Origin of the sequence: Clostridioides difficile ATCC 9689 = DSM 1296 (genome assembly GCF_001077535.1) — a bacterium.
Taxonomy (GTDB): Bacteria; Bacillota; Clostridia; order Peptostreptococcales; family Peptostreptococcaceae; genus Clostridioides; species Clostridioides difficile.
In genome coordinates, this window is record NZ_CP011968.1 from 2,896,689 (window position 1) to 2,919,279 (window position 22,591).

General features: G+C 28.7%; 24 protein-coding genes. 1 reads left to right on the forward strand and 23 read right to left on the reverse strand.

Features of this window, described 5'->3' with window-relative positions:
• Positions 1-9: 9 nt before the first annotated feature.
• Positions 10-1,455, reverse strand: coding sequence for an APC family permease (locus CDIF1296T_RS13865; RefSeq protein WP_012816315.1), 1,446 nt, complete (start codon positions 1,453-1,455; stop codon positions 10-12).
• Positions 1,456-1,470: 15 nt separating this feature from the next.
• Positions 1,471-2,610 carry a M24 family metallopeptidase gene (locus CDIF1296T_RS13870; RefSeq protein WP_004454949.1) on the reverse strand — a complete coding sequence of 380 codons (1,140 nt, stop codon included), beginning with the start codon at positions 2,608-2,610 and terminating at the stop codon, positions 1,471-1,473.
• Between the two features lie 318 nt (positions 2,611-2,928).
• On the opposite strand from CDIF1296T_RS13870, the gene CDIF1296T_RS13875 reads away from it, so the two are divergent.
• Positions 2,929-3,579, forward strand: coding sequence for a TetR/AcrR family transcriptional regulator (locus tag CDIF1296T_RS13875; protein WP_003426952.1), 651 nt, complete (start codon positions 2,929-2,931; stop codon positions 3,577-3,579).
• A gap of 156 nt (positions 3,580-3,735) precedes the next feature.
• On the opposite strand, the gene CDIF1296T_RS13880 is transcribed toward CDIF1296T_RS13875, so the two are convergent.
• From CDIF1296T_RS13880 to CDIF1296T_RS13980, 21 genes are all read right to left on the reverse strand, one after another.
• Positions 3,736-4,755, reverse strand: a complete 1,020-nt coding sequence (locus CDIF1296T_RS13880; RefSeq protein ID WP_009897815.1) for an NAD(P)H-dependent glycerol-3-phosphate dehydrogenase — start codon at positions 4,753-4,755, stop codon at positions 3,736-3,738.
• Between the two features lie 30 nt (positions 4,756-4,785).
• On the reverse strand, positions 4,786-5,400 hold the full coding sequence (plsY, locus tag CDIF1296T_RS13885; RefSeq protein ID WP_003426957.1) for a glycerol-3-phosphate 1-O-acyltransferase PlsY: 615 nt from the start codon (positions 5,398-5,400) through the stop codon (positions 4,786-4,788).
• A gap of 34 nt (positions 5,401-5,434) precedes the next feature.
• Positions 5,435-6,760: a ribosome biogenesis GTPase Der gene (gene der / locus CDIF1296T_RS13890; protein WP_003426959.1), complete on the reverse strand. Its 1,326-nt coding sequence runs from the start codon at positions 6,758-6,760 to the stop codon at positions 5,435-5,437.
• 27 nt (positions 6,761-6,787) lie between these two features.
• Positions 6,788-8,116, reverse strand: coding sequence for a DUF512 domain-containing protein (locus CDIF1296T_RS13895; protein WP_009897818.1), 1,329 nt, complete (start codon positions 8,114-8,116; stop codon positions 6,788-6,790).
• A gap of 237 nt (positions 8,117-8,353) precedes the next feature.
• The gene (locus tag CDIF1296T_RS13900) at positions 8,354-8,554 is read right to left on the reverse strand and encodes a capping complex subunit for YIEGIA (protein WP_004454951.1); all 201 of its coding nucleotides are present in this window, start codon (positions 8,552-8,554) and stop codon (positions 8,354-8,356) included.
• 1 nt (position 8,555) lies between these two features.
• Positions 8,556-9,488, reverse strand: coding sequence for a YIEGIA family protein (locus CDIF1296T_RS13905; protein WP_004454952.1), 933 nt, complete (start codon positions 9,486-9,488; stop codon positions 8,556-8,558).
• Between the two features lie 44 nt (positions 9,489-9,532).
• Entirely contained in the window at positions 9,533-10,465 is a 933-nt protein-coding gene (locus tag CDIF1296T_RS13910; protein WP_004454954.1) for a YIEGIA family protein, read from the reverse strand.
• 54 nt (positions 10,466-10,519) lie between these two features.
• Entirely contained in the window at positions 10,520-11,809 is a 1,290-nt protein-coding gene (locus CDIF1296T_RS13915) for a HAMP domain-containing sensor histidine kinase (RefSeq protein ID WP_003426968.1), read from the reverse strand.
• A gap of 28 nt (positions 11,810-11,837) precedes the next feature.
• Positions 11,838-12,530 (reverse strand): winged helix-turn-helix domain-containing protein, encoded by a 693-nt coding sequence (locus CDIF1296T_RS13920; RefSeq protein WP_003416112.1) that lies wholly within the window; start codon positions 12,528-12,530, stop codon positions 11,838-11,840.
• A 14-nt stretch (positions 12,531-12,544) separates the two neighbouring features.
• On the reverse strand, positions 12,545-13,306 hold the full coding sequence (gene pgeF, locus CDIF1296T_RS13925) for a peptidoglycan editing factor PgeF (protein ID WP_011861621.1): 762 nt from the start codon (positions 13,304-13,306) through the stop codon (positions 12,545-12,547).
• On the reverse strand, positions 13,303-13,764 hold the full coding sequence (nrdR, locus tag CDIF1296T_RS13930) for a transcriptional regulator NrdR (protein WP_004454958.1): 462 nt from the start codon (positions 13,762-13,764) through the stop codon (positions 13,303-13,305). Before nrdR ends, pgeF begins: the two co-directional genes overlap by 4 nt.
• A 21-nt stretch (positions 13,765-13,785) precedes the next feature.
• The gene (locus CDIF1296T_RS13935; protein WP_003416105.1) at positions 13,786-14,049 is read right to left on the reverse strand and encodes a YlmC/YmxH family sporulation protein; all 264 of its coding nucleotides are present in this window, start codon (positions 14,047-14,049) and stop codon (positions 13,786-13,788) included.
• 103 nt (positions 14,050-14,152) lie between these two features.
• Positions 14,153-14,926, reverse strand: coding sequence for an RNA polymerase sporulation sigma factor SigG (gene sigG, locus CDIF1296T_RS13940; protein WP_003416101.1), 774 nt, complete (start codon positions 14,924-14,926; stop codon positions 14,153-14,155).
• A 91-nt stretch (positions 14,927-15,017) separates the two neighbouring features.
• Positions 15,018-15,740, reverse strand: a complete 723-nt coding sequence (gene sigE, locus CDIF1296T_RS13945; protein WP_003416098.1) for an RNA polymerase sporulation sigma factor SigE — start codon at positions 15,738-15,740, stop codon at positions 15,018-15,020.
• A 24-nt stretch (positions 15,741-15,764) separates the two neighbouring features.
• Entirely contained in the window at positions 15,765-16,610 is an 846-nt protein-coding gene (locus CDIF1296T_RS13950; protein ID WP_009897823.1) for a sigma-E processing peptidase SpoIIGA, read from the reverse strand.
• A gap of 316 nt (positions 16,611-16,926) precedes the next feature.
• Positions 16,927-18,201 (reverse strand): ABC transporter substrate-binding protein, encoded by a 1,275-nt coding sequence (locus CDIF1296T_RS13955; RefSeq protein WP_004454961.1) that lies wholly within the window; start codon positions 18,199-18,201, stop codon positions 16,927-16,929.
• Between the two features lie 283 nt (positions 18,202-18,484).
• Complete coding sequence (ftsZ, locus tag CDIF1296T_RS13960; protein WP_009890867.1) at positions 18,485-19,642, reverse strand: cell division protein FtsZ; 1,158 nt, start codon at positions 19,640-19,642, stop codon at positions 18,485-18,487.
• A gap of 189 nt (positions 19,643-19,831) precedes the next feature.
• Positions 19,832-20,185, reverse strand: a complete 354-nt coding sequence (locus CDIF1296T_RS13965; protein ID WP_004454962.1) for a small basic family protein — start codon at positions 20,183-20,185, stop codon at positions 19,832-19,834.
• Between the two features lie 98 nt (positions 20,186-20,283).
• Positions 20,284-20,958, reverse strand: a complete 675-nt coding sequence (locus tag CDIF1296T_RS13970; protein WP_009897825.1) for a DUF881 domain-containing protein — start codon at positions 20,956-20,958, stop codon at positions 20,284-20,286.
• A 4-nt stretch (positions 20,959-20,962) separates the two neighbouring features.
• Positions 20,963-21,661 carry a DUF881 domain-containing protein gene (locus CDIF1296T_RS13975; protein WP_018112859.1) on the reverse strand — a complete coding sequence of 233 codons (699 nt, stop codon included), beginning with the start codon at positions 21,659-21,661 and terminating at the stop codon, positions 20,963-20,965.
• A gap of 22 nt (positions 21,662-21,683) precedes the next feature.
• Positions 21,684-22,424 carry a cell division protein FtsQ/DivIB gene (locus CDIF1296T_RS13980; protein WP_009897828.1) on the reverse strand — a complete coding sequence of 247 codons (741 nt, stop codon included), beginning with the start codon at positions 22,422-22,424 and terminating at the stop codon, positions 21,684-21,686.
• Between the last annotated feature and the right edge of the window lie 167 nt (positions 22,425-22,591).

A 22,591-nucleotide genomic window follows, 5' to 3' on the forward strand; every position in this document is an offset into this window, starting at 1 on the left:
TTATTTATACTAACGTCCAGAGTTATTAGATATCTTTTTTTCATAGTTCTTCCATAGCATTAAACCTGTTATTATAACAAAAAGACCTCCTCCTATCATTTCAATCTCATAGATTATATTATCTTTTAAAGTCTCCATAACTGGTGCCGTTGAGAAAAGTATGCCAACTACAGTTACTACAAGTACCATTCTGGCAATATTGATACAAACTGAATCACTTTTTGCAATTGAATATGGTCTTTCTTCATTTGGTCTTGTCTTTCTAAGTCTAATATAAGATGTAAAAAGCAAGACATATGGAAATAATGCTGTTAATGCTGTCATAGTAACAAGAACATTGTATATATTATCTACTGATGGTAATAAGTTTGTTCCTACAAGAAGTAGACTCACTATTATAGCCTGAACTATTACTGCATTTGATGGTATATTGTATTTATTTGTAACAGTCAATTGCTTAGGAAATACACCTTCTCTTACATTTCCAAAAAGCATCTTTACTGGACCTGCTATATAAAGTATTAATGCTCCTAGTACTGATAAAGTTATTCCAAATGCTACTATTCTTATAAACCAACTTCCTATACCTAAATCTTGTGCAACTTTAGCTAATGCATCTAGTATCCCTGTAGATGCTGCAATTTTATCTGGAGGAAGTATCATTGTTATTGCTACTGAACCTAAGATATAGATTCCTCCTATTAAAACAGCCACAGTTAATATAGCTTTAGGAAAGTTTTTCTTAGCATTATCCATTTCGGTTATGAAATTAGCAGTCGTTTCAGCTCCTGATAATGCAAATATTATAGCAGATATAGAAACTAATGAATTGGCATCTATTTTTGGTATTATATTTTGGATTGTATATATCGATGCTGATGGAGCTTTTTTGAGAATAACTACAGACATAAATGCCATCACTATAAGTAATATAGCAGGAATTGTAGAACCTAATGCTCCTGTATTCGTAAAAAATTTTCCAAATGCCATCCCACGAGTACTTACTAAGGACAACAGCCAAAATATTATGAGTGAAAGTGCTAAAATAAACATCTTATTGTTTGATAAATCTGGATTTCCAAGCATATATGCAATATTTATCGCTAAAAAAGTCAAGAAAGAAGAATACCAAAATATCTTTGATGTCCAATTTAGCCATGACACCATAAATCCCCACTTCTCTCCATAAGCTTGTTTAACCCATTCTCCAAGTCCACCATCTTTTGGATATGTTGCAGCCAACTCTGCACATATAAGTGATGCAGGAACAAAGAATATAAAAGCAAACAATAACCAAACTGGTATAGAACCAAGACCCAATCCAAAACTAGAGGCAGTAGATTTAGCTATCCATCTAATCCCAAATAGTGCTGATATATTCATAAATACTAAATCCCAAAATCCAATTTTCTTTTTCACTGTAATTCCTCCAATTTCAAATTTATTCAGACTCATACACAATGTATTGACTTAAATATCAAGTATAAGTTCTTCAACACTTCTTGGATAATTAGTTATAATTGTAGCACCATTCTTACCTACTATTGCTGTATCTGAGTGTCTAAATCCTCCAACTCCAGGTATATATATCCCTGGCTCCATAGAAAATACCATTCCTTCTTCTAATATTAATTCATTGTCAAATCTTAAATATGGCTCTTCATGTTCTGATAAACCTAAACCATGACCAATTCTATGATTTGAATATAACTCTAGACCATACTTTGCAACAACAGCTCTTGCTGCTTCATCCACCATTCTTGCTGGTATACCAGCTTTTATTGTATCTAATCCAGCTTGTTGAGCCTCTACTGCAATCTTAAACACTTCTTTTTGTCTTTCTGTTGGTTTGCCTATAATAAAAGTTCTTTCATTTTCTGCTCTATAGTTTTCATACCAAACCTGTCTACTATGTATTACTATATCTCCTCTTTGAAGTATTCTAGTATTGGAATCTAAATGAGGTTGTGCTGTTCTATCAATCCCTGAACAAGTCCAGTTTGCAAATCCTATATATGTATCAGGATAATTTTCAGAAACATATTTTAGTAAAGCATTATCCCCTGCAACGTCAAACTCCAATTCACTCATCCCAACTCTAACATTTTCTAAAGACCCTTTTATTCCTATATCAGATAGGTAACCTGCTATCTTCAAAAATTCTATTTCTTTTGCATCTTTTACATATCTCATTTCAAATATTTTACTTCCAACATCTTTGATAGCAAATGACTTATCAGTTATATACTCTGAAAAGCTTGCAGATACTATATCTTTTTCTATTCCAACAGTTGTTCCTTTAGGGTATTTATTTAAAATTATATCTAAGTAATGTTTATGTGATATTCCATGTTCTTTCATTTCTGGTATTTCATAATACACATATACATTATCAACTTTTGCAACTTCTTTAGCATGTAATTCTTCTAATCCAGGTACTATTAATTCTATTTTATCTTGAGTTACTACTGTTACAATTGGTCTAGAATAAGTTATTGCTTTAAATCCACTAATATAAAATTGATTGTCTGGTTCAAATATTAAAGCAATTTCAATGCTTTTTTCATTCATGTACTTTCTCAATCTTTCTAGTCTCATATTATTTGACATAATGCACCTCTTTCTTAATATTCAGATAATTTATTCAATACAACAAGGATGAATATATTATTTTAAAATTCTTAATATTTTTAGTACTTGTCGTATTTGTATGTAAATTAATTTTATTTGTGATTATTTTATCATAATCATGATTATTTTGTCAATCATGATTTTATTTTAAAAAATTTTTTATATTCTAGTGATTTTAAATTATCTAAAATATAACGAGTATACATTGTATTTTGTAATATTATTCTTGATTTATGGTAAGTTTAATGATAAAATCACGATTATATAAACTATATTGATTATTTGTAGGTGAATAAAATGACAAATAAAGAATTACAAAAGAAAAGGATATTGATGTATTTCATAGAAGCTGCTCAAAATATTATGGAAAACGAAGGTATAGAAAATATTACACTTCGTAAGGTTGCAGATATGGCTGGCTATAATAGTTCAACTCTATATAAATACTTTAAAAATTTAGACCATTTAATATCATTTGCATCTATAAAATATTTTAAAGATTATAACTTGAATATTTCAAGATGTATAGAAAATGTCAATGATGAATATAAGAAATATATAATTATGTGGAAATTATTTTGTAAGCATTCTTTTGATAATGCTCAAGCTTTTTACCAGGTATTTTTTAACTTGTCTAGTGATGAACTTAGCTATATAACAAAACAATATTATGATATGTTTCCAGAAGATTTAGGTATTCATGATAGTGACATATCTTTAATGATTACAGGAGAAAGTATAAAGGAAAGAAATAAGATACTATTAAACAACCTTGTAGATACTGGATATATACCAGCTAAAGATTTAGACATAATCAATGATATAATTATTTCTTTTTATCAAAATCTATTATTCTTAAAAAAGAACACAGGAAAAAATTCTGATGATGATGAATTAACTATGAAAATGATTTCTTCTATTGAATACATAATAAAACATGCTAAATAAAATTAAAATATGGCTGTCTCAAAATAGAGATAAGCCTTTTTTATTGTTGAAATAATAAAAATATATTTAATTTCATATAAAAAAGAGTGCCTCGTAAACTAAAAAGTTCATTTTGAGACACCCCTAAAATAAATTTATTATTTATTATACAATAGTTTATATATCATCACCTAAAACTACTTCTTCCATTTCATGCTTTTTACTTCTCATCATTAGTTCTATTCCAACTTCTTTAGGATTTGAACCTTTCTTTATTACAGAATATATAGCATTAGTTATAGGCATATCTATATCTAATTTTTCAGAAACATCATGTGCTACTTCAGTAGCAGTTATGCCTTCTACAACCATCTTTACTTCTTTTAAAGTATCTTCTAAACTCATACCTTTACCTATGAGTATACCAGCTCTTCTATTTCTACTATGCATACTTGTACAAGTAACTATTAAATCTCCAATACCTGAAAGACCTGCAAAGGTAGACATATTAGCTCCCATAGCAATTCCAAGTCTGCTCATTTCACTAATACCTCTTGTCATAAGGGCAGCTTTTGCATTATCACCATACCCTAATCCGTCACATATCCCAGCTCCAAATGCTATAATATTTTTTAATGCTCCTCCAAGTTCTACTCCAACTATGTCTGGATTCGTATAAACTCTAAGTTTAGGGCTCATAAATAAATCTTGTATCATCTGTGCTATTTTTAAATCTTTAGAAGCAACTACTACGGTAGTAGGAATATCCCTTGCTACTTCTTCAGCATGAGATGGCCCAGATAGTATTACATATGGATTTTGTGGTAATTCTTCTTCACAGACTTGAGATAATCTAAGCCCAGTCCCTTTTTCAAGACCTTTAGCTACATTAACAATAACTTGTCCTTCTTTTATAAATGGTTTTATTTTTTGGCAAGTACTTCTTACAGCCTGTGATGGAACTGCTAAAACTATCACCTTACAATCTTTTATAGTTTTTTCTATATCAGTACTTATAGTTATATTATTTGGAAATAATACTCCTGGTAAATAGTCTGTATTTTCTTTAGTTCTGTTTATTTTTTTAGCTTGTTCCTCTTTTCGAGTCCACATGCTCACATCATTACCTTTTTTTGCAAGCCCTAAAGCTAATGCACTTCCCCAGCTTCCAGTACCTAATACACATACTTTCTCCATGTTTAACACCACCTGAGTATAATATATTTACTATTCTTTCTTTTGACCAATTTTTCTCTCTGTCCCATTTAATAATCGCTTTATATTTGCTCTGTGATTATATATTACTGATGCAGTTAAGAACAGAGCTACTATTAAACCAGCTTTATTTTTTACCATAATCATAAATATTGGTGAACATCCTATTCCTACAACAGAACCCAATGAAACATACTTTGTTATAGCTACCACCAATATAAATACTGCTAGACACATTAGTGTTATTACTGGATTTACAGCTAGCATTGCCCCTAGTGAAGTTGCAACACCTTTGCCTCCTCTAAATCCTAAAACCGCTGGCCAATTATGACCTGCTACAACACATATAACTGCCAGATATCCAGCTAAAAGAGTATCTATTCCAACCAATCTTGCTGCAAATTCTGATATTAAAACAGCCATTACACCTTTAAGAACATCACCTAAAAATGTCATTGCTCCTGCTCTTTTTCCAAGTGTCCTAAGTACATTTGTCGAACCTGCATTACCAGAACCTTGAGTCCTTATATCAACCCCAGCAATTCGCTTTGCAACTATGTATGAGGTAGATATATTTCCTAAAAGATATGCAACTACAGCAATAATTATATAACTAAATATCTCCACTGAATTTCCCCCCTTTAGTTATATTTTAAGATATTTATTTTTTATTTTTTTGTCTATACTCAAACTTTATGGAAGTTCCTTCAAATCCAAAATTTTCTCTTATCTTATTCTCAAGGTATCTTTGATATGAGAAGTGAGTTAAATCCTTATCATTTATAAACAATGTAATTTTAGGAGGTCTAATGTCAGTTTGAGTCCCATAGTAAATTTTTAATCTTCTACCTTTGTCAGATGGTGGTTGATTTAACATTACAGCTTCTCCAATTACTTCATTCAGTGCTGAAGTTGATATTCTCTTAGAATGTTCATTTGACACATATTCAACTGTATCTAGTATCTTGTTCATTCTTTGATTAGTTTTTGCAGAAACAAATACGATTGGAGCATACATCATAAATGGAAATTTTTCTTTTATATCTTTTGTGTAATTACTCATAGTCTTATTATCTTTCTCTATTAAATCCCATTTATTGATTACAAATATGCATCCTTTTCCTTCATCATGTGCTATACCTGCAACCTTTGTATCTTGTTCTGTTACACCTTCTAATGCATCTATTACTATCAATACTACATCTGCTCTATCTACAGCACTCATAGCTCTTATTACACTGTATTTTTCTATTGTCTCATATATTTTACTTTTTCTTCTAAGCCCTGCTGTATCTATTAGAAGAAATTTCTGTCCATTTTTTTCAAAATAAGTATCAATTGCGTCTCTAGTAGTTCCTGCAATTGGACTTACAATTACTCTTTCTTCTCCAAGTATCTTATTGAGTATAGAACTTTTTCCTGCATTTGGTTTACCTGTTATAGCTACTCTTATTATATCTTCTTCATACTCTGTATCTAATCCTGCTGGAAAATTTTCAACTATCTCATCTAATAAATCTCCAAATCCCATACTATTGGCTCCTGAAACTGCAAAAGGCGTTCCAAATCCCAACTCATAAAAATCGTATATATTATCAAATTGACTTTGACTATCAATCTTATTAACCACTAAGATTACTGGTTTTTTTGTCTTTCTAAGCAATTGTGCAATTTCTTTATCAGCAGCTGTTATTCCAGCTTTACCATCAACTATAAAAAGTATTACATGTGACATGTCCATTGCAAGCATGGCTTGATTTCTCATTTGAGATAATATTATATCTTCGCTATCAGGTTCAATTCCTCCTGTATCCACTAATGTAAAATATTTATCTAACCATTCTACTTCAGCAAATATTCTATCTCTTGTAACTCCAGGTGTATTTTCAACTATTGATATCCTTTTTCCTGCAAATTTATTAAATATTGTAGACTTACCAACGTTTGGTCTCCCAACTACAGCTACAACTGGCCTACTTATACTCATTTTATTTCTCCTTCCATCTTTTGTTTTCTATTTTAAAATTTTATCCACAAAATCTTTTCCTTCATTCAAACAAGGGATAATTTTTATTCTCATAAGTTCTTCTAATTGATTTAATTCAATATTATCTAAGAAAATTTCTTCATCTGCTTTTAGCATACTTCTTGTTATATAAAGAGCTTCTCCTAATTCTTTATCTTCAAGTTGTTCTTTTAAATCCTTAGCTGTTAAAAGACCTGATACAGTTATTGTCTCTCCAAAAAACTTGTTTTTGATTTCATATACATTTACTTGAAGATTTTTAAACTTGTCCATCATAGCATCTGCCATACTCTGTATAAATTCATATGCAGAATGACCAGTAGCTATTGATACTTTCTTCTCTCTTTTTAGAATATTCTCAGGCAATATATTTAGATACTCTTCAATCTCTGTTTTTAACTTACGTATCATACCTACACCATCTTCAAACTGTAAAAAACCTTCATATTCTTCATATCCAGGCAATTCACTATTAGATAGTATATAAAATTCATCTGATAAAAATGCAAATCGAGTACCTAATTTTTCAAGATATTTCTGTTGTATTTGATGTATTTGCTCTATAGTTTTACTTGCGCTCTTATCATTAAATATATTTAATTCTACTAGATTTTCTCTATGCTTTGTAATCCCAACTGGAACTATCGCAACACTGTTTACATATGGATAAAGTTGAGCTAGTTCTTTTATTGTTCTATCCAATTCCTTTCCATCATTTATACCTGGACATAAAACAATTTGACAGTTCATTTCTATATGAGCATCTGCCAATCTCTTCATTATACCATATAATTTTCCTGCAAATTTATTGCTTATCATTTTTTGTCTTAACTCTGGATTAGTTGTATGCACAGATATATTTATAGGACTTATTCTATATTTTATAATATTATTTATATCTTCTTCACTCATATTTGTAAGTGTGACAAAATTTCCTTGTAAAAAAGATAATCTCGAATCATCATCTTTAAAATAAAGAGTTTCTCTCATACCTTCTGGCAATTGGTCTATAAAACAAAACATACACTTATTTCTACAGCTTTTAGCTTGGTCAATTATCGGATTTGTAAATTCAACACCCAAATCTTCATCATAGTCTTTTTCTATCTCGTATATGTAGACTTCGCCATCTTTTTTTTGTATTTCTACATCTAAATATTCATCACTTAGTAAGAATCTATACTCTATTATATCATGTATTGGCTGTTCATTCACAGATATAAGTAAATCTCCTACCTCTATACCCATTTCTTCTGCAATACTATCTTTATAAACCTTACTTATAATATTATTTACTTTTTTTACATTTACTTCCAATATTTTCACCACTCTTTTGTATTCATCAATGCTTATTATAATGTATTTTAATATGCAATTTATTTATTTGTTATATTTTATGATAGCATTTTTAAGCATTTCATGTCATAATAACACATTTTAATTCTAATAGTCAATATAAGTAAATAGCTATAAAATAGATTAGAACAAATAATATTCAAATTTAAGTTTCTTAAAAATTTGAATATTATTTGTTCTTAAAAAAATTTTATAAATTTAATGTTTTACTATGATTAACGTCCCATTTGTCATATCATGAACCATTCCACCTACACACTTTGACATCAACAATGCCTTATTTTGTAAGTCTTTCTCATCATTTGCATAAAATATTGGACAACCTCCACCATTTTTCATATTCTTATCCAACGTAACTATAGCTAGTGTATATTCATTTAAACCTATATCCATTCCCATCTTATGCACTTCCTTTCTTTCCTATTTTATAATTTTTTAGTGATAAGTTTTTTCCTTTAGAACTTGAAAGTATTGGGCATGACTTTACGGCTTCCATTACTTTTTCCACATTCTTATCTACTGGTAAATAAGCAATCATTATACTTTCATCCTCTTTATTCCTTCTAGGTAATGGTACGAATGAAGGTTCTCCATAATCTCCATATAAACCTAACCTTGAATATATATTGTATACTATTGCCTGTCTTTGACCTGAGTCAAATAATATCCCTGCATTAGCATAATCTTTATTTTTAGGAATTATTTGTATTCCTACACCTCTATTAATATATACTTCTCTATCACTTTTTAGACCTATATTTGTTATTCCCTTTAAATCTCCTACCTTCAATATAGACTCATCTACAAAACTAATCTCAGCAGGCATTACATCAGCTATGTCTCCAATACTTTTTCTAGTAAGAAGTTTTTTTAATATAAAGGCTAACACTAATCCACAAATTGAACTTATTACCAAACTCATTCCTTCACTTATTTTCGTTTCTGCAAGTATTACATAATACAATCCTATTGTTAAAAAAGATGTAACTATACACATATAATTTCTTACTTCATAGGTTCTAGCTATCTCTTCTATGAATGCAGCTCCTCTCTTTACAAGTTGAACTTCCTCTAAGTTTTGCAATGTATTTCTTCTATTTGCTCTCACTTGTCTAAATTGCTCTGCTGCTAGGGATAAAAAAGTTATAGATGTATAAGAACGATTTATAAGAGCTGGAACCAATAATGCTCCTAATGAAGAAGCGACGAATGCTAATATAAGTTGAGATAGTAAAACATTTGGTTGCGTTGGATACTGTTTTTGGTCTAAATTCAACATTATAATTCTAGATGTTATACCAATAATAACAGCAACAAAAAATACTCTATCCATTAAATCACTCCTAAAATATTTAATTTGAAATTTTACATGTAAATCTACAAAGTCTTTCTAGAAAAATCACTCTGCTTTCCTTTTGATGTTTCTATGATAGGTGTACTTTTCACTACATCTATCATGACATCTATATCTTTGAGTATTGGCATATATGGTATAACCACAGTACTTTTTTCTAAATTGGTCTTAGATATAGCAACAATATCAACCTCATCTACATCTCTATCTATCCCCATATGAATAAATAGATTATGTATTATAGCTTGTCTTTGCCCTATATCATTTACTATTCCAAATGCACCTAAATCTCTTGGTATAACTTCTATAGCCAGACATTCATTTCTATACTTTTCTCTTGTACTTTCTAGACCTATGTTAGTTATTATTACACCATTTACCATTAAAATAGGTCCTTCAAAACTTATTTTTGCAGGAACTATATCTGCTATATCTGCTATACTGTTCCTTCTTAAAAATCTTCTAAAAATCAAACCAACAATAGCTCCTGACACAATAGCTAAGATTGTGCAATAAAAAAAGCTAAGGCCATACTTTCTTGCAAAAACGATATAAACTATCGAAGATACCAGTGCAGAAAAAAGACTTATATAACTTCTAGATTCATACGTAGATGCTATTTCTTCAACGTAAGCGTCTCCTTTTGGTACTAATTCTTCATTATCGATATTCTTTAGTGTTATTCTTTCTTGTTCTGCAAGACCTTGAAACTGTTGTATTGCTACTGCAAAAAATGTCAAGGCTGCAAACTCCTTATCTATAAGTGCAGGTAATGCTATAGCACCTAACGAAGCTGAAAGCCCAGATATAATTATCTGTTCTAAATAATCTTGTGGTCTTGATGGGTATTGTTTGTCTGTAACTCTTAAAACTAATCCTCTACATAATATTCCTACAACTAATGCAACTATAAAAGAGTGTCTAAATAAATTTGCATTCAATAAACTTTCTTCCATTTTCTCAGCTCCTTCTCTTATATAGTTTGTGCAAAAAACAAAAAAAATTCCCTTCTATTTAAGGAAATTTTTTTGTAATATTGTAACTATAAATTCGCTACCAATGCCAAGTTCACTTTTTACTTTTATACATCCATTTAGTGATTTGACTATATGCTTTGTTATAGCCAATCCTAAACCCGTTCCTCCTACATCCCTACTTCTTGCTTTATCTACCCTATAAAATCGTTCAAATATGCGTTCTACATCTTCTTTTGGTATCCCTACACCATTGTCTATAACTTTAATTACGATTTTTTCTTCATCTTTTAACACTACAACTTGTACAATCCCATTATCTTGGGTATACTTTATAGCATTATCAACTAGGTTTAAGAACACTTGCTTTATATAGTCTTTATTGGATAGTATACTTATTGATTTATCATCACATTTATATAAAACTTCTATATTTTTTTCACTAGCTGAATGTTGAGTTATTTCATATACCTCTTTAAATACATCATATACTACAACATTTTCCATAAGAAGAGTATCTTTATTTTCTACAAATGATAACAGCAATATATCATCAATCAACCTTTTTAATCTATCTGATTCGCTTTCTATTATTTCTAAGAATCTATTTCTAGTATTCACATCTATATTTTCATTTGACTTTAGTGTTTCAACAAACCCACTTATAGATGTAAGTGGTGTTTTAAGTTCATGACTTACATTTGCAACAAAATCACTTCTCATATTTTCAAGTTTAACTTTTTTAGTAATATCTTCTATATTTACTATCGAACCTATTATTACGTTGTTAGTATTCTGAAGATAAACTGGGTCTACTTTTATCTTATATACGATATCATCTTTAGTAGTAATATTAGCAGTTTCATTATCTTTAGAACCAATAAATTGAAGTATTTGTTTTAATATTTCTTCTTCTTTTATTACAACATTAATATTATGACCTTCAACTAATTGATTTGGTTCACTCTTTATCATTTCTTTTGCTTCATCATTTATCAGAAGTATATTTCCATTTACATCTATAGCTAAAATTCCATGAGATATACTCTTTAATATAGACCTTAGCTGTAAATGTTTATACTGTACTTCTTCTAAGGTTTTATCCATATTCTTTATCATATGATTAAAATTTCTAGCTAATTCGCCAAGTTCTCCTTTGGCTGATATGTTAAGCCTAGCATGATATTCATTATTACTTACTTTTTTTGAGACGTATATAAACTCTTTTAAATATTTCCTTAATGTTATTGTGTATCTTACAGCTAATATAACAATGGCTATGGACAACATAACAATAAAAAAATATATACTATTTAAATCTTCCACAAGATAACACTCCTAAAATATAACCTTTTTAATCTATTTTGTATCCTACACCTCTTATAGTCTCTATATATTTTTCCGATTTATCTTCATCTTCTATTTTTTTTCTTAAATATCTTATATGAACATCTACTGTTCTAGTTTCTCCATAGTATTCATACCCCCATATTTTATCCAAAAGATAATTTCTTGAAAGTACTTTTCCTTTATTTTGAATTAATAATTTTAACAATTCAAATTCCTTAAGAGTTAACTCTATCTTTTCAGAGCCTTTGGTAACTTCATGTTTTGATAAATCTAGTTTTAAATTACCTGTAGTAAGTATATTGTTTTCTTCACCTAAGCTAGTCAAATTATATCTCCTTAAAACAGAACTAATCCTAGCTAACAACTCTTTTATACTAAATGGCTTAGTTATATAGTCATCAGCACCTATTTCAAGCCCTTCAACCTTGTCATTTTCCATATTTTTAGCAGTAAGCATTATAACAGGAATATTTTTTAAGTCCTTATCACTTCTTATTTTTCTCAAAACTTCTATTCCACTTATATTTGGTAACATCCAATCTAAAAGTATTAAATCTGGTTTAATTTCCTTAGCCTTTATAAATCCGTCAAATCCATCATATGAATAACTAACTTCGTAATTTGACACCTCCAAATTGAATTTTAATAGCTCAACTATATGCATTTCATCGTCTATAACAAGCACTTTAGTATTCATTAAAAAGCTCCTCTCTATTTTATCTGTAGTACCGTTCCTATTCGTTCTGATGCCTTATTATGTTTTCTATAAGAGTGGAATTTATCTGCTCTACAACTAGTGCATAAATTTAAATTTATTATATTTTCTTTTTTAACTCCACTACATCTAAGCATATACTCATTAATTTTCCATAAATCTAAATAGTAACTTCCCTCTTTTATTATATAGAACTTTTCATCATTATTTGTAAGAATTGTGTTAAATTTTTCTACTAAATCTTCAGACACTTCATAACAACATGGTCCAATTGATGGTCCAATTATACATACTAAATCTTCAGGAACTGTTTTATAGCATTCAGACATTAATTTTATTGTTTTATGACCTATATTACTAAAAGTCCCTCTCCAACCTGCATGAGCCAGTCCTATGGCTTTATTTTTAGCATCTATAATTGATATAGGTACACAGTCTGCTGTAAACAGTAAAAGTGGTACTTTTTCCAAGTTTGTTATAAGTGCATCTCCATCTCTTCTTTTCCCTATAGTATCTTTATTGACTATATTAACTATATCTGAATGTATTTGAGAATTACTAGTTAGATTTTCAAATGTCAAATCACATTCTTTACATACTTTTAACATATCTTCTCTATTTTTTGCATCTATATTCTTACATGTTATAACTAGATTTACAGAATTTAATTTTTCATCAAGTTCTTCACAATTACCACTTAAATTAACATACTCTTTAATATCTTGTACATTTTTTATATTTATATAATCTTTCATCATTTGTCTCCTTTTTCTATCAGTATACTTTTAAGTTCATTTACAAAAGTATTTATATCTTTAAATTGTCTATACACAGAAGCAAATCTTACATAGGCAACCTCATCTAACTCTTTCAATTTATCCATTACCATCTCACCGATTTTTTTGGTTTCAATTTCTTCTATAAAACATTTATTTATTTCATTTTCAATATGTACAACAATACTTTCAATCTCGTCAATAGAAACAGGTCTTTTTTCACATGCTTTTAACAATCCATATTTTATCTTTTCTCTATCAAAATATTCTCTACTATTATCCTTTTTAATGACCATTAAAGGAGTTGTTTCTATTTTCTCATACGTAGTAAATCTCTTTTTACATGATTCACACTCACGTCTTCTTCTGATAGATTTTAAATCTGTATGTCTAGAATCTATTACCTTTGATTCTTTATAATTACAATAAGGACATTGCATCTATATTCCTCCTTTGTTTAACTATATCTCAAACTCATCTAAGCTTAATTCTGAACCTATATTTACTATTATTGTATCACAACCTATTTTAAGTATATCATTCCAAAATATAACTTCTTCATCCCCTCCTCTTGAAAAAAAACTTCTACTTCCATCTCCAAAAATGGTAAATGAGACTACCTTACCTTCGTGAATATCCATGTCTATGTCTATTATAAACCCCATCCTTTTTCCATTTTTTACATTTATAATTTCTTTTTCCATTATATCAGAAACTCTAATCATATTGTACTCACCCTTTCTTTAAAAATAAATATGTATCGAAGTAAAAAAAAATGACCTATATAGGTCATTTAAATTAAAATAATGTTTACAGTCCATGGATTACTTATACATATTTTCTCATATTCTTTAAAGCATTTTTTTCAATTCTTGATACTTGTGCTTGAGATATACCGATTTCATCAGCAACTTCTATCTGAGTTCTTCCTTTGTAAAACCTTAAATCTAATACCAACTTTTCTCTACTATTTAATTTCTTAATAGCTTCTTTAAGTGATATTTCTTGCAACCAATTTTCATCAGTATCTTTTTTATCTTGAACCTGATCCATAACGAATATTGCATCTCCATTGTCTTGATATACTGGGTCAAACAGAGATATTGGGTCTTGTATGGCATCAAGTGCCATTACAACTGATTCTACTTCTAATTCTAATTCCTTTGCTATTTCTGATACTGTAGGTTCTTTAGAATTTGTTCTAATTAATCTTTCTCTAACTTGTAGTGCCTTATATGCTATATCTTTTAATGACCTACTTACTCTAATTGGGTTATTGTCTCTTAGATACCTTCTAATTTCTCCTATAATCATAGGAACAGCATAAGTTGAAAACCTTACATTTTGGCTTAAATCAAAGTTATCTATAGCTTTTATAAGACCAATACAACCTATTTGAAATAAATCGTCTATATTTTCTCCTCTGTTGTTAAACTTTTTTATTACACTCAAGACTAATCTTAAATTCCCTCTTACAAACTGTTGTCTGGCTTCTTCATCACCATTTTTTATTTGTAATAAAAGTTCCTTCATTTGCTTATTTTTAAGAACTGGAAGTTCTGATGTATTAACACCACATATTTCAACCTTATTAACTTGCATATATTTTCAGTCCTCTCTCAAAAGTATTCATCTATTGAAATTATTTACATTTCCAATTTTTTTATACTTTTTAAGAAGAATTAATTTATCATTATACAAATTTTTTCATTTCTTTTTGCAACCTTGAGATTATTTTCTTTTCAAGTCTAGATATGTAGGACTGTGATATTCCAAGCATTCCAGCAACTTCTTTTTGTGTTTTTTCAATACCTTTATCAATAAGACCAAATCTTAATTCCATAATTTGCTTTTCTCTGTCACTTAATCTGTCAAGTGCCATAACCAACAAATCTCTATCTATTTCTTCTTCAATTATTTTGTATATTTCATCATTTTCTGTACCCAATACATCAGATAATAAAAGTTCGTTTCCATCTAAATCTATATTTAAAGGTTCATCAAATGATACTTCTGTTTTCTTTTTATTATTTTTTCTTAAGTACATTAATATTTCATTTTCTATACATCTCGAAGCATAAGTTGCCAATTTTATATTTTTATTCAGTTTAAAAGTATTAACTGCTTTTATCAAACCTATAGTTCCTATTGAAATCAAATCTTCTACATCTATACCTGTATTTTCAAATTTTCTCGATATGTAGACTACTAATCTAAGATTTCTTTCTATTAAAATTGACTTTACACTTTCATCCGTTTCTAGCTTTTGTAAAAGCTCCATTTCTTCTTCTGGTTTCAATGGAGGAGGAAGTATATTTGCCCCTCCCATATAGTATATTCCCTTTGGCTTTATTATTTTTAATTTAATACCTAACATAGTAATAAAGCTTATTATTCTTTCTTTCAATCGTAACATTCCTTGTCCCCCTTAAATTTTCACCTAAAATCCAGGCAATATATTTGGATTCATTATTGCTCCATATTCTCTATCATTAAAATTTGAAATACCAAGTATTATATTTCCTATCTTTTGCTCATCTACTTCTATATAGTCAGCTTTTAAGCCTATTATTATGCTTGTCTTATTACTTCCAGCATGTTTATAAGGTATTATTCTAACTCTACCTGAAGTTTTATCATCTAAACTTCCTATAATTTCTTGTGCTTTCTTCATATCTATATCTTCATAATTAATATTTAATAGTTTTTCTGGAATAAATCCTTCTAACACACTAGACTTAACTATTATTACATCACTTTGACTTATTGGGTCTTTTAACAAATTACCACTATCTACTAAAGCCTTACAGCAAAAACTTTTTTCTAGTAAGTTTATATTTATAGTCTTTGTAAGCTCCTTAATGTACTTAAGCATTTTCAAATCTTTATAAATGTATTTTAATAATTCACAACTCACATAAGTACATGCAATTAAGAAAGATATTTTTAAGTGACTTATTCCTGTAAAATAAATTATAAAATAAGTGCTTCCAGAAATAAAAATGTTTACTAGATAAAAAACTAACGCTACATGAACATAATCTTTTTTGCTCTTACTTCTAAATGAAATTAAAGTTATTATACTCATGATTATTATTTTAAATGGTACAGTAAATAGTATATTCATTGATGGATACAAATAAGCAACAGAATAGGCACCTCCTAAACTAGCCCCCAATAACTTATTTTTTTTAGGATTATATCTTTTAGTAAGAATAGAAGTACAACTTATAATAATATAATTTATTACTAGGTTTTCTATAACATAGTACTCAATATACACCATGTATCCCCCCTTAAAACCTTTAAACATATTATAAGATAGTATGTACAAAATTTTATGTCACTTTTGATGGTCGAATCCAAAACAAATTCTATTTAAAAAGAACAATGATATATGTCTTATACTTTATGTCGTCAAAAGATATTTTTTTAATACCAAACAAATAGACTTTTTTGTAGAATCCAATATATCTAGGTAGAAGTTATTCGCTCTACTTTTGGTATATTTACAAAAAAAGACTACATAATTTAATAATATATCAAGTAAATCTTTTACTTATATAAAATCAAATTATATAGTCTGTAAATTCAAATATAAATTATTGTGCTAGTAATCCATTTGCATATTTTGCAGATTCATTTAGTGCTTGTTCTGGAGTTATGTCTCCAGCTATCATCATTTGAAGTTGTTTCCATAAATATTCATATATCTCTACTCCATGAGGTCCAACTGTCAATGGTCTATACATATGTTTATCTCTTGTCACCATTTCTTCAAATCTTGGGTCTCCTTGGTATTTTTCACCTTTAGCAACTGGAGCTCTAGGTATTTCTTTGTGGAAAGCTTCCATTGATTCTTTGCTTAGCATATACTCAAGAAGTTTAAATCCAAGTTCTTTATTTTTACATGCTGACATTAATGTTAAATCATCTACTGAAGCAAAACTTCCAACTGTCTTATCTTCTAATGATGTTACATATCCCCAGTTTAAATCCGGGAATGATTTATCAAAAGTACTTGTAGCAGCAGAGGATAGCATTATAGTAAATGCAGCTTTTCCTGGTCCAAATACACTTTCAATCATTTCATTACTATCTTTTGATAAAGCATCTTCTGGAATATACTTTTTCATATCATTTATAAAGTTTGCAGCTTTCAAGCCTTCTGCATTATTAAATTTAACTGATTTTAAATCATCATTATATATATCTCCACCAGCTTGCCATAAATACGGATACCAGTTCCAGTTTAAGCTTCCAAATACTTTAGAACCCCAACCTTGTGCAAGACCCCACTGGTCGATTTTTCCATCTCCATCAGTATCTTTTGTTGCTTTTTCACAGATTCTTTTAAAATCATCCCATGTTTTTGGAGGTTTTTCTCCTAATTTTTCTAGTATATCTTTATTGTAGTACAATACGCCTGGATTAGCAGCTTCTATAGGTAAACCATAAATACCACCCATCATTTTTGCATCATCTAAGTATAGATAATTATCTGAAGTTCCTGATTTTTCTAAATAAGGTGTTAAATCTTCTACCGCACCCATTTCTATAAATTGAGGAAACATCTCTGCATACATGTATCCTATATCTGGACCTTCACCTGCACTTATTGCTGTTGCATATTTTTCTGCGTAGTTATCCCATGGTACTATCTGAAATTCAATTTCACAGTTATTTTCTTTTTCAAATTTTTCAAATATCGGCTTCCATGCATCTGCATCATGGTCTGTTAATGGTGCAGACCATACAACTAATTTTTCTTTACCCTCTTTGCCTTTAGAATCTTCTTTTTTTGAACATCCTGCAAGAATTGATACTGATAGAATCCCTACCATAACTAAAGAAAGAACCTTTTTTAGTTTAATCATGCTTAATCCCCTTTCAGACTTTAATTTGTCTTTTTCCTCAAATGTTTACATTTAATTCAGATTTAATATTAACAAATAAGATTACTCTTGTCTAATCATAAAAAACTATACTAACTCCTATAACTATATTTTTTTTCTATACCTATTAGATTTAATTCATACTAAAAACTTACTTTTTAAATTTTATCAATATTTAAAAATATTTTTAAGTCTAGCCACAAACTAACTATCTAAATTGAACAAAATAAAAAGAAGTCTATTGACTTCTTTATAAGCTTACATATTATCTTCTTCTTCTTAGGAATGTAGGTATCTCCATGCTCTCATCATCATCTTCTTCAATTATACTTGCCTTTTTAGGAGGCTCTATTTTTTCCTCAGCAATTACTTCTTCTTCAATTTCTTTTACAGCTTGTTTTACTGTTGTATTTAATGAAGAACGTATGCTTGATTTAGGTTTAGTATCTAAATCTAAGGCACCATTTTGTAATCCTTCAAATCCTGTCGCGATTACTGTAATCATTATTTCATCACCTAAATCTTCTTTTATAGAAGCTCCAAATATAACATTTGCTTCTGGGTCACAGGATTCCATAACTAAAGTTGATGCCTCATTAACTTCAAATAATCCTAAGTTAGGACCACCTGTAACATTAAGAAGTACTCCTTTAGCTCCTTGTATTGATGTTTCTAGAAGTGGAGATTGAATAGCTTGTCTTGCAGCATCAATTGCTCTAGTTTCACCACTAGCACTACCTATACCCATATGAGCAAGTCCCTTGTCTTTCATTATAGTAGTAACATCTGCAAAGTCCAAGTTTATTAACCCTTCAACTGCTATAAGGTCTGAAATTGATTGTATACCTTGTTTTAATACATCATCTGCAACTGCAAAAGCATCTAACATTGATGTATTTTTTTGTACTATCTGTAAAAGTCTATCATTTGGTATCGTTATAAGAGTATCTACTTTTGATTTAAGTTCTGCTATTCCACCTTCAGCGTTCTTCATTCTTATCTTACCTTCAAATGCAAAAGGTTTGGTAACTACACCTACTGTAAGTATCCCCATTTCTTTTGCCAAGCCTGCAACCACTGGAGCAGCTCCTGTACCAGTACCACCGCCCATTCCGGCTGTTACAAAGACCATATCAGCTCCTTGAAGTAACTTTACTATTTCATCTTTACTCTCCTCAGCAGCTCTTTTTCCTACTTCTGGATTTGCTCCTGCTCCAAGTCCTCTAGTTAGTTTTTCTCCTATTTGAACTTTATATTCAGCTTTTGATGTATATAAAGCTTGTTTATCTGTATTTACTGATATAAATTCAACGCCTTTTAGTTGAGCTTCTACCATTCTATTGACAGCATTGTTTCCACCGCCACCTACACCTATTACTTTAATTTGTGCACATTCTTCTAATTCTACGTCAAAGTTTAGCATCATAAACCCCCTTCTCTCATGATTCAAAGTTATCGTATGTATTAATTATATCATTTTCTTCTTTTATTTTGTTAACCTTTAAGTAACATATTCCACAAAAACGTAAATTTTCCTTTTTAAATTTCTTACTTATATTGTCAAATATTACTCTTTAAGTATAAAATAATTTACGTATATATTAAATGCTCTTTAATTTTTACGTTTTTTATTCATAATATTACTAATAATATATCGTCTAATTATAGATAAGTTATTAAACAATCTCATACCAAAAACTAATACAGCAACATAGTAAAGAGAAACTCCTAACTTTTCTCCTATATAAGTCAATAATATAGCCAATATAGCATTACCTATGAAACCAGTAATAAAAATTACATTATCATAGTTATCTTCAAAATTGGATTTTATCGCTCCAAAAATAGAATCCATTATTGCAAGAATAGCTACTGACATATATATGGAATAATCCATAGAATATGTAAATGGAATATAGTAACCTACTACTACACCAAATGCTAATCCTCCTAAAACCCATAACATAAATCTTCACCTCTTTATTTTACTTTGAAACACAACTACATTACAATCCTTTTTATTAATTTTTTTTACTTTTTCTTTATTTTTTTGTATTTTTCGTTTTATTTTGCAAATAAATTCACTTTATTTCCATTATTTTCCTGAACTTTTATATTAATTCCATATATATCCTTAAGAGATTTAGCATATGATTCTGGAGAGTTTATAGCTGCACTCAATAAATCTATATCTCCTATAGCTTTTATTATAAATGGTTGTCCATATGTAGTATCATTTACTGTAATAGTAGCTCCTGAACATTTTATCTTACTTGTTGCTAGTACTCTTTCTCCATTTATAGAAATTGCTCTTGCTCCAGCCTTTTTTAAATCATTTAAAACTCTCAAAATATCTATATCATGTATAATCAAATCGTTTGGATTCTGTCCGTCTTTTAATTCTCTCTCACTATCCCTCATAGTAATAGTTATGCCTGGCCCTGTAATAGTTGAATAACCACTTAATTCTTTAACTTCTTCAAGCTCTTTTTGCATAAGTGTTTGGATAGATTCATTTCCATTCTTTTTTGCTTCTTTATATTCATTCAAAGTTTTTTTGTTCTTTTTAAGAGTTTCTTTTAAGTTTTTTATTTCTTTTTTTGTATTTTCTACCTCACTTTCAATACTTTCAGTTTGACCTAATGTTATGTATACTCTATTTGGGTCTAGTGATTTTATATAAGTTGATATGAAAACACCTAATATGAATGCTCCTAATATAACTATTTTCTTTTTCATACTATTATTTCCCCTCTGCTTTGTTTATATCACTATGACCATTTATTTCTATATTGTCTTCTTTGGTCACTTTTACTTTGGCATTATAATATGTTTCTATTTCCCAGACAATACCATACTTTATATTAAGTGCCGAAGCCAATGTATCAGAATCACCAATTGCTTTTATTATAATTGGTTCTTTTATGACAGTGTCATTCATATAAAGCTTGTCTTCTTTTAAATACATATATGTATTAGAAACTATTCTCTGGTCGTTTATAGATATGGCACTTGCTTGTGCTGAATTTAACTTATTTATCATTGACAATAATAAATCATAATTATATAGTATACTATCATTTTTATCAGAGTTTCCTAAGTCTTTTGTAGAATTTATCTCAATTTTTATGCCTGTTCCTTCAACATCTGTATATCCAGCTAATGTTTCATATTTTTCTATTTCTGACTTAAGTATGTCTTGTTCTCCTTCATTATTTTTGCCTCTATAATTCTCTATATCTTTCTTCACACTATTAACTTCTGATTGTAGATTCTCTTTTTCTTTTTTTAAAGATTTAAGTTCTTCTGTAAGTTGCTCTCCTCTTTTAAAAGTTGTCATCCCTCTATTTTCTATATTAATAATTTTAAGTTGTAAACTAACAAGAACACCCAATACAATACTTCCTATGATTATACTTTTATTTATAAATCTTTTTTTCAATATATCACTTCCTTACAATTGTCTATCCTTCTGGACTATACACTGCCAACTTTCCATAGTTAAGATTTATAGTCCCTCCATTAGTATTTTTATTTTGCAGGTCAATCAGAATTTTACTTACCCTAGATATATTATAATCTAAGTTATCATCATTAGAAAGTAAGATTTTTATATTACTTCTTGTAAGCATTTCTATATTGCTTTCTTTTTTTAAGTTTACATAATTTATTTTTCTATAAATTCCTTCTTCTTTTAAATAATTTAAAGTTTTAAATACATTCTCCTTAGTTTTATAATTTTTAAATTTTATAGATTTATTATCATCAATGCTATAATCTACATCTACTATCAAGTCTTTTTTACTTTCATTAGAACCTCTTAGTTCTTCCAATAAATTTCCTTTTTTATCTATATAACAATAATTATCTTCATCTTTTAATACTGCAAATATTTCTTTTTCTTTTAAGCTTATAATTATCTTATTGGGAAGTTTTCTTTTTATTTCCACATTTTCTATATATGGATTTTTTATAAGTTTATTTTTCATATCTTTAAAATTGTATGCAAAAATATTTTCATTTAGATTTACATTTAGTTCTTTCATTATATTTGATTTGGTCACCCTCTTATTTCCAATTACATCTATTTTCTTTACATCAAATAAATCACTTTTTACAATTATACATATACAAAAAGATAACATAAGTATAAAAACTAAAACTATCATGACATTATTCGTATTTAACTTTCTTCTTTTTTTCAAATATAATCAACCCCTTTGGTTAATAAATACACCTTTAGAGCTTGTTTTTCCTACAAAAAAATTATAATATTTAAAGTCAAATTTTTGCATTTTATTACATAACATCCAAATAAGGTATTAAATTTTATAAATAAATCAATATTTCATCAAAATAAACATAGCATACT